This window comes from Pseudorhodoplanes sp. (assembly GCF_035565855.1).
Taxonomy (GTDB): domain Bacteria; phylum Pseudomonadota; class Alphaproteobacteria; order Rhizobiales; family Xanthobacteraceae; genus Pseudorhodoplanes.
Genome location: NZ_DATMRX010000088.1, coordinates 1 through 11,408, shown reverse-complemented (window position 1 = coordinate 11,408; position 11,408 = coordinate 1). Strand labels below are relative to the sequence as shown.

Below are 11,408 nucleotides of genomic sequence, written 5' to 3'. Positions count from 1 at the left end.
GATCCCAAGCCCGGTCCCGGCCAGGTGCTGGTGCGCATGCGCGCCGCCTCGCTGAACTTTCGCGACCTGCTGACGCTCGACGGCAAGTACGGGGGAATGCAGAAGCGCGAGAACCTGATCCTCCTTTCGGACGGCGCCGGTGAAATCGCCGAGGTTGGCGCCGGGGTGCGGGAATGGAAAGTCGGCGACCGCGTGGTCGGCTGCTTTTTTCCGTTCTGGCAGGATGGTCAGCCGCAGGACTTTCTCCTGCGCGATGCCCCCGGCGGCCTCGCCGATGGCGTTGCCTCGGAGTTTCGTGTCTTCAATGCCGACGCGATCCTCGCAATTCCGCAAAATCTCAGCTTCGTCGAGGCCGCCACCTTACCTTGCGCCGCGATTACCGCGTGGAGCGCGGTGCGCGTCGCGCACAAGACCGGCCCGGAGCATGTCGTGTTGACGCAGGGCACCGGCGGCGTGTCGTTGTTCGCGCTGCAATTCGCCAAGGCGGCCGGCGCGACCGTGATTGCGACGTCGTCGAGCGAGGCCAAGCTTCAGCGGCTGAAAGCGCTCGGCGCGGATCACGTGATCAATTATCGGGACGATGCCGAGTGGGGCAAGACTGCCCGCAAGCTGACGAATGGCCGCGGCGTCGATCTCGTCGTCGAGGTCGGTGGGGCGGGGACCATCAAGCAGTCGATCCGCGCCTCGAAGCTTGGCGGTACGGTTGCCGTAATCGGTGTGGTGGCGGGACCATCGCTGGATTTCCCGCTGCCGCTGATCACCATGAATATGCTCAATGTCGTGGGTGTCGCGCTGGGCAACCGGCGGCAATTTGCCGACATGCTGCGTGCCATCGGTCAGCATGGCATCAAGCCGGTGGTCGACCGCACCTTTCCGCTTGAGCAGCTCCCAGAGGCATTGACGTGGTTGCAGGGTGGCAATCACGTCGGCAAGGTCTGTATCGAGATCAACTGAGCGCGCGGAATGGCGGAGCAAAATCCCGACCGCATGCGTGTCCGCGCGTTTCTGGCCGGCGCAGGAACGCCGCTGGCCTTCGACTCCTCACCGCTTCTCGCCGCGCTCGGCACCAGTATCGTGGCGGCCACGACCGGCCGCATCACGCTTCAGTTCGAGCCGTCGTCGCTGTTCCTGCAGGGCGCCAGCGTCGTGCAAGGTGGTGCAGTCTCCGCGATGCTCGATTACGCGATGGCCGCGGCGATCATGACGGCGCTGGACGACAGCATCCATTTCGCCACCGCCGGGCTTACGGTCTCGTTTCTCGCGATGGTGAAGCCGGGAGTTCTGATCGCCGAGGGCGAGGTCGACCGGCTTGGCCGGCGGAACGGTTTTGCGCGCGCGCATCTGCGGGCCAAGGCGAATGACGCGATTCTGGCGACGGCATCGTCCGTGCTGACGCTGATCCCGCCGCGAAGCAGCGAGTGACGCGGTCCGCAATCCGCGACACAATCGACCGCGCGCGCTGATCGGCGTCGATTGCATTTGACGGCGTAACCTGCGGCGCTAGACTCCATTGTAAGGAAAGACGTTCCGATAAACGGAACCGCGATTGTCATGCACAAAGCAGGCAATCGCACCATCAGGGAGGTTATTGATGCGATCGATCACCCGCATTGCGCAAACATTGGTCTGCGTTGCAATTGCCGGAAGCGTTGCGACCGCCGCATTGGCACAGACGCCGAAACGTGGCGGCGTATTGCGGCATGTCATCGAAGGCGAGCCGACGAGCTTCGATTGTCACGCCTCGGCGACATCGTTCGCGCTGCAGGTGCTCGGGCCGCATTATTCGACATTGCTCAAATACGATCCGAACGATTTCTCCAAGATCATCGGCGACCTCGCCGAGTCATGGACCGTGGCGCCGGATCGCCTGAGCTATACCTTCAAGCTGAAGCCCGGCGTCAAATTCCATGACGGCAGCGACTTGTCATCGGCCGACATCAAGGCGACCTTCGATCGCATACGCAATCCGCCGGAGGGCGTCACGTCCGCACGCAAGGGGCAGTTCTCGAGCATCGATTCGATCGAGACGCCATCGGCCGATACCGTCGTGTTCAAGCTGAAGCACGTGAATCCGGGCGCGGTCTTCATGTTCGCCAATCCCTGGAACTGCGTCTATTCGGCGAAGAAGCTGGCCGAAAACCAGAAGTTCTATGAAACGAATGTCATGGGCACTGGCCCATTCGTGTTCGAAGAATACGTCAAGGGATCGCACTGGACCGCCAAGCGCTTCGACAATTATCACCAGAAGGGTAAGCCGTATCTCGATGGCATCCGCGCCTTCTTCATCAACGGCCCCGGTGTCATCAACGCGCTCGCCGGCGGTCAGGTCGACGCGCTGCTGTTCCAGGTTGCGCCGCCCGACCGGGCGCGTCTGAAGAGCCTGCGCGGTGATGCTGTGGTGTTCCACGAGAACTCCTTCAACATCACGAATTTCCTCACCGTGAACGTGAAGAAGCCGCCGTTCAACGATCCGCGGGTGCGCAAGGCGCTCAGTCTCGCAATCGACCGCTGGGGCGGAATCCCCAGTCTGTCGAAGCTCGCCACCCTCGAATTCCCGACCGTTTTCGTGCCGGCGGCGAGTCCCGTGGCCTACTCCAAGGAAGAGATGGCGAAGCTCCCCGGTTACAGCACGGACATGGACAAGCAGCGTGCGGAAGCCAAGAAGCTTCTCGCGGAGGCCGGGGTGCCGAAGTTGAAGCTGACGCTGCTGAACCGCAACGTCCGGCTGCCCTGGCAGCCGCTCGGCATCTACATCATGGACCAGTGGCGCCAGATCGGCATCGAGGTCGATCAGATCTCGGCCGAGACACCGCCTTACTTCGCGGCGCTGACCAGCGGCAATTACGACGTCGCCATCGACTTCAACAATACCGTGAGCGTCGATCCGAACGAAGTGCTGGTGAAGTTCATCCCCGGCAGTCCGAACAACTATTCCGGCGCCGACGACAAGACGCTGGTCGAGCTGTTCAACAAGCAGGCGGACATCACCGATCCGGCCGAGCGCAAGAAGGTCGTGCGGGAGTTCCTCGAGCGGCTGGTGGAGCAGGGCTACAACATCCCGCTGTTTGGCAACAACCGCGCGACGGCGGCGGTGAAGGAGTTCAAGGGCTGGAAGCTTGCACCGACGACCGTGCTCAATCTCGACATGTCGGACGTGTGGTTCGACAGGTAACGAGCAAGATGCTTCAGGCGGGGCCGCAGGGCCCCGCCTTTTTATTTGGGTCAGGCTATGAGCATTGCCGAAGCTGATTTCATCGTCATCGGCGCAGGCTCGGCGGGCTGTGTCGTCGCCGCGCGGCTGTCGGAAGACGGCTACCGCGTGCTTTTGCTGGAAGCAGGGCCGACCGACTGGCGGCCGATGATCCATATCCCGGGAGGAATGGTGACGCTGCTGCGGCATCCGGTGGTGAACTGGAATTACACTGCGGCGCCGGAGCCTGGCATCGGCAACCGTTCCCTCTTCTGGCCCCGCGGCAAGGTGCTGGGCGGATCGAGCGCCATCAACGGCATGCTATATCTGCGCGGCCATCCCGCCGATTATGACGGTTGGGCGCAGATGGGTTGCACCGGCTGGAGCGCGGCCGATGTGCTGCCGTTCTTCCGCAAGTCGGAGCGGCGGATCGGCGGCGAGGACGAATATCGCGGCCGCGATGGCGAGATGGCGGTCGAGGACTATCGCACCATCCTTCCGCTCACCCATCGCTTCGTGAAAGCCGCGGTGCAGGCTGGCGTGCCATTCACGCCCGATCACAACGGATCGCAGCCGGAAGGCGTCGGCTATTCGCAGATGAGCCGCAACCGGCGCATCCGCCAATCCACGGCGCGTGCCTTCCTGCGGCCCGCGCGGCGGCGTCCCAACCTGCATGTCGAGACTGCTGCCCTGGCGCGGCGCATCCTGTTCGACGGGAAGTGTGCTGTGGGCGTCGAGTATGAGCGCGGCGGCGCGGTGCATCAGGTGCGGGCGAAGCGCGAAGTCATCCTGTGCGGCGGCGCCGTCAATTCGCCGCAGCTCCTGCAATTGTCCGGCATTGGCCCCGCCGCGCATCTGCAGGCGATCGGCGTGCCGGTGGTGCACGATCTTCCCGGCGTCGGCTCGAACCTGATCGATCACCTTGCGGCGTTGCTGGCGTATCGCGTGAAGGGGGAAGTTTCGGTCAACCAACTGCGCCGCGGCGCGCTGCTGCTCCGGGAGATCGCGCGCTGGTGCCTGTCCGGGACGGGTGCGCTGACCTTCGGCGTTTCGACCGCGAGCGTATTCGCGCGCATGCGTGAGGGCCGGATCAGTCCGGACCTGCAGATCCTGTTCACGCCGGGGAGTTACGATCGCAGCCGCTTCGGCGAACTGGAGCGTGAACCCGGCATGACCGCGGCCGTGTGCGCGGTGAACCCGGAAAGCCGGGGCACCATCATGGCCATCTCACCTGATCCGAAGCGTCCACCGGAGATCCGGCCGAATTATTTTTCGGCTCCGGAAGATATGGAGGTGACGCTCGCCGGCATCCGCCTCGCGCGTCGCATTTTCGCGCAGCCGGCCATTGCCGATGCGGTGGCGGCGGAAACCGTGCCCGGACTGGAGGCACAGGACGATTCGGCGCTGACGGAGTTCGCGCGCATGCACACGTCCACGGTCTTTCATCCGGTCGGAACGTGCCGGATGGGCATCGATCCGCAGGCGGTGGTCGATCCGCGCCTGCGTGTGCACGGCATCGGAGGCCTTCGCGTGATCGATGCCTCGATCATGCCGAGGATCACGACCGGCAACACCAATGCGCCGACGATCATGATCGGCGAGAAGGGTGCTGCGATGATCCGCGAGGATGCGAGGGTGTCGGTATCCTAGGACTTGAATTTCGGGTCGAGCCAGTCGCGCAGGGCGTCGCCCAGCAAATTGAATGCGAAGACCGCGAGGCTGATGGCGAGACCCGGGAAGATCACGATCCACGGTGCTTCCTCGAAGAAGTCCGAGGCACTGCCCGACAGCATCAGGCCCCAGGCCGGCACCGGCTCGGCGACGCCGAGGCCAAGGAACGATAGAACGGCCTCCAGCAGGATCGCCTGCGCGATATACGCCGTCAGCATGATGAGATACGGCGCCATCAGGTTCGGGATCATGTGCCGCAGCACGATGCGCGTATTGGAATAGCCGGCAATCCGGGCCGCATCGACATAGGGCAGATTGCGGATCACGAGCGCTGAGGATCGGATCACGCGCGCGACCTGCGGGATGATCGGGATGGCGATCGCCAGGATCAGGTTGATATCGATCCCGAAGACCAGCCAGCGGCCGAGCACGGCGACCACCACGAGTGCGAGCACGATCAGCGGAAAGGACAGCATCAGGTCGATGCAGCGCTGGATCGCGTTGTCGATCTTCCCGCCGAAATAGGCCGAGGCCGCGCCGATGATCGCGCCGATGGTACAGCCGACAAACGCCGATGACAGGCCGATGATCAGGGCGGTGCGGGCGCCGTAGATGATGCGCGAGAGGATGTCGCGGCCAAACGGGTCGGTGCCGAGCAGATGCTTCCAGCTTGGCGGTTGCAGCATGCTGGCGAGATTGTTCCGCACCGGGTCATAAGGCGCGATGTATTCCGCAAAGACGCCCGCGAACATCATCACCAGCAGCACCAGCAAGGCGACCATGCCGGCCGGCTGCTTGATGCAGAAATCGACAACAGGATTGCGCAGCCAGGACGAACGCTTTGCGGGACGGAGCGTGGTGTCGGTCATGGCGTCCTCACTGGTACCGGACGCGCGGATCGAGCGCCGCATAGACGAGGTCGATCACGAGATTGGTGACGATATAGAAGGTCGCGAACAGCATGACCATGCCCTGGATCAGGGTGAAGTCGTGCCGCGCCACGCTCTGCACGAACAGCTTGCCGAGACCGTTCAGGCTGAACACCTGCTCGGTGACGACAAGGCCGCCGAGGAGGAATGCGAATTCCAGACCGATTACGGTGACCGCTGGGAGAAGTGCGTTGCGCAGCGCGTGTCGGCGCACGATGACGGACTCGATCACCCCCTTGGCGCGTGCGGTCCGGATGTAGTCCTCGCCCAGCACCTCGAGAAGGGACGAACGCACGATCCGGGTCAGCACCGCCGCGAAGCGATAGCCGACGGCGAGGGCAGGCCAGATCAGTTGCCAGAGATTGGCTGCGGGGTTCTGCCAGATCGGGGTGAAAGTCAGCGGAGGTAGCGTGCCGATGCTCCATAACATGGCGAGGATGATGAGCATGCCGAGCCAGAAGCTCGGGACAGCAAGCCCTGCCACCGCGAAGACGCGCACCGCGGTGTCGATCCAGGTGCCGCGATGAAGCGCCGCCAATGTGCCAAGCGGGATTGCGATGAAGCAACCGATCAGCGTCGCCATCAGCGCAATCTGGAACGTGATTTCGAAACGCGCGCCGACTTCCTCGATCACCGGGCGACCGGTCCACATCGAATTGCCGAGATCGAGCCGCGCGAGCCCTTTCATCCAGTCGACGAATTGCTCGGAGCGTGGCTTGTCGAGACCGAGGCGCGCCCGCTCGCGCTCGATGACATCGGCGGTCACCGTCGTGCCGTCGCCGCGAAGTTTCGCTTCGACGATGTCGCCCGGAAGCACGCGGAGCACGAAGAAGGTGATGACCGCGACGCCGATCAGCGTCGGGATCGCCAGCAGCAGGCGGTTGGCGACGTAGCGAAACATGCGCGCAACTCCCTGTTCAGACCTTGATGCAGGCCACGGTGTGGCCGGGACGGATCTCACGTAAAGCGGGGATGTCCGCACGGCATTCGGCGGTGGCGATCGGACATCGGGTGTGGAACACGCAGCCCGTGGGCGGCGCGAGGGGGCTTGGCAATTCGCCCTTGATGAGCCGCGGCGCGCGCTCCTTTTCGACCTTCGGGTCGGGGATCGGTGCCGCGTCCAGCAGCAGCTTTGTGTAGGGATGCAGCGGGCGCTCGCAGAGTTCGTCGCGGTCGGCCGTTTCCATGACACGACCGAGATACATCACGACGATGCGCGAGGAAATGTGCCGGACCACGGCGAGATCATGCGCGATAAAGAGATAGGAGAGGCCGCGCTTTCGCTGCAGCGATTCCAGGAGATTGACGATCTGCCCCTGGATCGAGACGTCGAGTGCGGACACCGCCTCGTCGCACACGATGAATTCCGGTTCGATCGCGAGCGCCCGCGCGATGCCGACGCGCTGGCGCTGTCCGCCGGAGAGCTGATGCGGATAGCGCTCCGCGGTTTCGGGCCGCAGGCCGACTTCGCTGAGCAGACTTGTGACCCGTTCCCGCGCCGCGGCGTCGCTCGACGAAATCCCGTAGACTTTCAGGGGTTCGGCGATGATTTGCCCGGTCGTCATCCGCGGATTGAGCGAGGAATAGGGGTCCTGGAACACGGCCTGGATCTTTCGCCGCATCGCCTTCAGTTCGGCGCGGCTCATGTCCGCGAGGTTACGGCCTCCGAATTCAATCGAACCCATGGTCGGGTTCTCCAGCCGCAGGATCAGTCGCCCGACCGTGCTCTTGCCGCATCCGGATTCGCCGACGAGACCGAGCGTCTCGCCCGGACCGACCGCGAAGCTGACATCCTCTACGGCACGCACCTGGTGGGTGCGCGCGAGAAGTCCGGTCTTGACCGGGAAATGCTTGGTCAGGCCGCGAACCGAGATGACAGGCTGTTGTGTCTCCTCGGGCGTGTTGCTCCATGTCGCAGCATCGGCCCTTTTCCAGGCGAGCTTCCCCGCTGCGATGTCCTGCACGCGAATGCAGGCCGAGAGTCCTCCGGTGTCAGTCGGGGCAAGCGGTGGCGGCGTATCGCAGGCCGGCAAATGGAAGGGGCAGCGCGGCGCGAAGCGGCATCCGGGCAATTGATCGGCGGCGGAGGGCGGCAGGCCTTCGATCGTTTCGAGCTGTCCGGTGCGCGGGCGGTCGAGACGCGGCACCGAACGTAGCAGGCCCATCGTGTAGGGATGGCGCGGGCGATGAAACATCGCGTCCGCATCGCCTTGTTCGACCACGCGGCCGGAATACATCACCACCACACGATGCGCATACCGGGCCACGATCCCGAGATTGTGCGTGATGATGATCAGCGCGATGCCGAGATCGCGCGACAGCGATTTCATCAGTTCAAGGATCTGCGCCTGGATCGTGACGTCGAGCGCCGTCGTCGGTTCGTCGGCGATGATCAGCTTGGGATTGCAGGCCAGTCCGATTGCGATCATGACGCGCTGTCGCATGCCGCCGGAGAACTGATGCGGATATTGCTTCAGGCGCTGCTCAGGATCGGAAATGCCGACCAGCCTCAGCAATTCGGCGGCGCGCTCATTGGCTTGCTGCGCGGTCATTCCGAGATGGAATTGCAGCGGCTCGATGATCTGCACCCCGATCGGCAGGACCGGATTGAGAGAGGTCATCGGCTCCTGAAAGATCATCGCGATTTCGCGCCCGCGCACGTCGCGCATCTGCTCTTCGGGCAGCGCAAGGAGGTCGCGCCCCTCGAACATGATGCGCCCGCGCGGGATCCGTCCGGTGCGGGGCAACAGTCGCATGATGGAATGGGCGGAGACCGATTTGCCGGAGCCGGATTCACCGACCAGTGCGACAATCTCGCCGGGGCTGACCTGCAGGCTGAAGCCTTCGACCGCGCGCACCGTCACGATATCGGTCGCGAAGTTGACGTGAAGGTCGTCGACGCTCAGGAGCGGTTGAGCGGACGCCGCAGACGCAGGCCCACGTTCGCCGGCCACGACTGCCTCGCCGATCGTCGGCGAGCCGAGTGCGTCCCGGGCGACCGCGGCGGCAGGTGTGTGCCGACGCTCAGTCATTTCCTCCCATCCGGTGTCATTCCTTCTAGCGGAATGCTCTTCCACTCAGTAGGATAGAGGCCGATGGCGGGTCTGACAAGCGACGACCGGCTTTCAGCGTGCACCAAAAAGGACAGCAAAGTGTCGGAAGAAGCAACCAGCACGGTGGTCCGCGTTGTGCGCCTCTTGCAATGCGTCGCCGAGATGGGCGGAGAGATTTCGGTCAAGGAATTTGCGCAGCGCCTGTCCCTGCCGCCGAGCACCGTACATCGCCTGCTCAAGCTTCTGATGACGCAAGGGTTGATCGAGCAGCGCGCCACCACGCAGCGCTATCGCGCGGGGCGCGAATTGTTCCGCATTTCCTCGCTCATCACGCGACAGATCGATCTCGATGAGATCGCGCGGCCGATCCTCGAGGCTCTGCGCGATGCCTGCCACGAGACCTGCTATTTCGCGATGTATCTGCCGGCCTCGCGCCGCTTCGTTGGAACTGTGGTGGCGCGCTCGCCACATCCGCTTGGCTATCACTTCGAACCGTTGATGGAACAGAAGGTGGCCTGGGGCGCAGTCGGGCGGTGCATGCTGGCATATCTGCCGGACGACGTGGTCGCGAAGGCGGTCGCCGAAGCAGGGCCGTCGCCGGCCGGCAATCCGCCGCCGACACTGAAGGATATGCGCGCGGCGCTGCAGGACATCCGCGAGCGCGGTTATGCCTCGGCAGAAGGAGAGATTTTCCCGGAGGCGATCGGCTTTGCGCGAGTCGTGTTCGATGCCGACGGCAACGTAATGGGATCACTCGGCATCACCATGCCGATGATGCGTTACAAGCCGGCGATGCACAAGCAGCTGGCCAACCTGGTGATCGGCAAGGCCAACGAACTGAGCAAGGCGCTGGGCTATTACGAGCCGGCTGACGAAACAGCCTCCGCAGCGACGCCGGCACGGAGGGCGCGACGATGAGCGACGCATTCCGGCTGATCGACGAGGGCCCGGTCCTGGTGCTCGAAATCGACCGCCCGCAGACGAAGAACAGCCTCAAACTGACCGAGATGGAAGCCCTCGGCGAAATGCTCGCGAGCGAGCGCGTGCGGGATGCGCGCTGTCTGGTGATCCGCGGGGCGGGCGACAGCTTCTGTTCCGGCCGCGATGTGCGCGAGATCAATCCGGAAGGCGAAGATGCGCACGAGATTCTGCTCAATCGGATCGGGCCCATCCTGCAACGGCTTTATGCGCTTCCAGCCCCGACACTATCGGCGGTGCGCGGCCCTGCGCTTGGTTTTGGCCTTGGGCTGGCGCTCGCGTGCGACATGACCATTGCATCGGACGATGCGATCTTCGGCAGTCCGTTCCGGCGCATCGGCGCGGTTCTCGATTCGGGCGGGCATTATTTCTTTCAACACAGGCTCGGACGGCATCGTGCAGCCGAACTGGTTTTCACCGGGCGAATGCTGAGTGGACGCGAGGCCGCCGCGATCGGACTGATCAACGAGGCGGTGCCGGCGGACAAATTGTCCGAGCGGACGGCCGAACTGGCCAACCTGATCGCAAGCGGCCCGACCGCGGCTTTCCGCGCGACCAAGGACATCCTGTCCGAGGATCGCAGCTTCAATGACGTGCTGGCGCTGGAAGCGCGCTACCAGAAGGAAGTGACGCGGGGGCCCGACGGGCAGGAGGGGCTTGCGGCGTTTCGCGAGCGAAGAAAGCCGGTGTTCAGGGGCAGGTAAAGGGCGCGGCAAGCACTACGACGTCGCGCTCTCCTCCCAGAACGTATCGAAATATTTGTACATGTTGGTGAAATCGACGTCGCGGCCGAGCATCCTCTCCGCGTCCGAAAGCCAGTCCGTCAGGTCCTGCGGCAGCGGCGCCGAATAGCCGACATGCCGTGCGGTCTCGGCCATCACCCGCGCATCCTTTGCCATCAGCCACATCTTGAAATTCGCGGCGAACTTGCCGGAGGTGACCTGCTGCTTCAGCACGAACTCGGTCGCGGCGTTGCGGCCGTAGGACGCGTTGATGATGTCCACCATCTGCTCCGGGTCGAGCCCGTATTTCTTCCCGACCAGGAGACCTTGCAGCGCCGAAACCAGATTGAGCGCGGCAACATAATTGTTGATGGTTTTCATCGCATGGCCGGCGCCAAGCGGCCCGGTATGGAAGATCGACTTGCCCATTGCGTGCAGGATCTTGTCCGCACGGTGTGCGAGCGCGGCATCGCCGCCGACCATCAGAGTCAGCGTGCCCTCATCGGCGCCCTTCTGCGCGCCCGAGACGGGGGAATCGATCAGCCCGATGCCGCGTTGCGCCAGCTCCTTGCCGAGCGCAATCGTATCGGGCGGCGATGACGACGAGCAGTCGATCACCAGCGTGCCTTCTTTCGCCGCCGCGATGGGGGCGTCCCCGCCGAACAGGGCGGCGCGCACCACCTTGCCATCGCCCAGCATCGTCACGATGGCGTCCTGGTTCTCGCAGGCTTCACGCGGAGTAGAAACGGCCTTCGCGCCGCTGCGGCTCTCGAAGTTTGCGCGCGCTTCTGCCGACGGATCGAATGCGGATACGGTGAAGCCCGCCTTCACGAGATTGACCGCCATGCCGCAACCCATGGCGCCC

At 63.9% G+C, this 11,408-nt stretch carries 10 protein-coding genes; 6 read left to right on the top strand and 4 right to left on the bottom strand.

Annotation, left to right across the window (positions count from 1 at the left end; all coding sequences use genetic code 11):
* From VN004_RS04935 to VN004_RS04920, 4 genes are all read left to right on the top strand, one after another.
* Window positions 1-954, top strand: a 954-nt coding sequence (locus VN004_RS04935; protein WP_325607596.1) for an NAD(P)-dependent alcohol dehydrogenase, incomplete at its 5' end; no start/stop codon positions are given.
* A 9-nt stretch (window positions 955-963) separates the two neighbouring features.
* Window positions 964-1,422: a PaaI family thioesterase gene (locus VN004_RS04930; RefSeq protein WP_325607594.1), complete on the top strand. Its 459-nt coding sequence runs from the start codon at window positions 964-966 to the stop codon at window positions 1,420-1,422.
* Window positions 1,423-1,591: 169 nt separating this feature from the next.
* Complete coding sequence (locus VN004_RS04925) at window positions 1,592-3,172, top strand: ABC transporter substrate-binding protein (protein WP_325607592.1); 1,581 nt, start codon at window positions 1,592-1,594, stop codon at window positions 3,170-3,172.
* Between the two features lie 57 nt (window positions 3,173-3,229).
* Entirely contained in the window at window positions 3,230-4,840 is a 1,611-nt protein-coding gene (locus VN004_RS04920; protein ID WP_325607590.1) for a GMC family oxidoreductase, read from the top strand.
* Here the strand turns inward: VN004_RS04920 and VN004_RS04915 are convergent.
* The 3 genes from VN004_RS04915 to VN004_RS04905 are packed head-to-tail and all read right to left on the bottom strand — an operon-like array spanning window position 4,837 to window position 8,822.
* Window positions 4,837-5,730, bottom strand: coding sequence for an ABC transporter permease (locus tag VN004_RS04915; RefSeq protein WP_325607588.1), 894 nt, complete (start codon window positions 5,728-5,730; stop codon window positions 4,837-4,839). The two genes, VN004_RS04920 and VN004_RS04915, sit on opposite strands and share 4 nt — an antisense overlap.
* 7 nt (window positions 5,731-5,737) lie before the next feature.
* The gene (locus VN004_RS04910) at window positions 5,738-6,691 is read right to left on the bottom strand and encodes an ABC transporter permease (protein ID WP_325607586.1); all 954 of its coding nucleotides are present in this window, start codon (window positions 6,689-6,691) and stop codon (window positions 5,738-5,740) included.
* A gap of 16 nt (window positions 6,692-6,707) precedes the next feature.
* A complete protein-coding gene (locus VN004_RS04905; protein ID WP_325607584.1) occupies window positions 6,708-8,822 on the bottom strand; it encodes an ABC transporter ATP-binding protein in 2,115 nt (704 codons plus the stop codon).
* Window positions 8,823-8,885: 63 nt separating this feature from the next.
* Here VN004_RS04905 and VN004_RS04900 point away from each other — a divergent pair, with 63 nt between their 5' ends.
* Window positions 8,886-9,761, top strand: a complete 876-nt coding sequence (locus tag VN004_RS04900; protein ID WP_325607582.1) for an IclR family transcriptional regulator — start codon at window positions 8,886-8,888, stop codon at window positions 9,759-9,761.
* The gene (locus VN004_RS04895) at window positions 9,758-10,525 is read left to right on the top strand and encodes an enoyl-CoA hydratase/isomerase family protein (protein WP_325607580.1); all 768 of its coding nucleotides are present in this window, start codon (window positions 9,758-9,760) and stop codon (window positions 10,523-10,525) included. The genes VN004_RS04900 and VN004_RS04895 overlap by 4 nt, the downstream gene beginning before the upstream one ends.
* A gap of 15 nt (window positions 10,526-10,540) precedes the next feature.
* Here VN004_RS04895 and VN004_RS04890 read toward each other — a convergent pair.
* On the bottom strand, window positions 10,541-11,408 hold an 868-nt coding region (locus VN004_RS04890; protein ID WP_325607578.1), incomplete at its 5' end, for an NAD(P)-dependent oxidoreductase.

Coding starts and splice junctions, on each gene's coding strand:
- VN004_RS04930 (WP_325607594.1), top strand. CDS start 964: ATGGCGGAGCAAAATCCCGACCGCATGCGTGTCCGCGCGTTTCTGGCC.
- VN004_RS04925 (WP_325607592.1), top strand. CDS start 1,592: ATGCGATCGATCACCCGCATTGCGCAAACATTGGTCTGCGTTGCAATT.
- VN004_RS04920 (WP_325607590.1), top strand. CDS start 3,230: ATGAGCATTGCCGAAGCTGATTTCATCGTCATCGGCGCAGGCTCGGCG.
- VN004_RS04915 (WP_325607588.1), bottom strand. CDS start 5,730: ATGACCGACACCACGCTCCGTCCCGCAAAGCGTTCGTCCTGGCTGCGC.
- VN004_RS04910 (WP_325607586.1), bottom strand. CDS start 6,691: ATGTTTCGCTACGTCGCCAACCGCCTGCTGCTGGCGATCCCGACGCTG.
- VN004_RS04905 (WP_325607584.1), bottom strand. CDS start 8,822: ATGACTGAGCGTCGGCACACACCTGCCGCCGCGGTCGCCCGGGACGCA.
- VN004_RS04900 (WP_325607582.1), top strand. CDS start 8,886: ATGGCGGGTCTGACAAGCGACGACCGGCTTTCAGCGTGCACCAAAAAG.
- VN004_RS04895 (WP_325607580.1), top strand. CDS start 9,758: ATGAGCGACGCATTCCGGCTGATCGACGAGGGCCCGGTCCTGGTGCTC.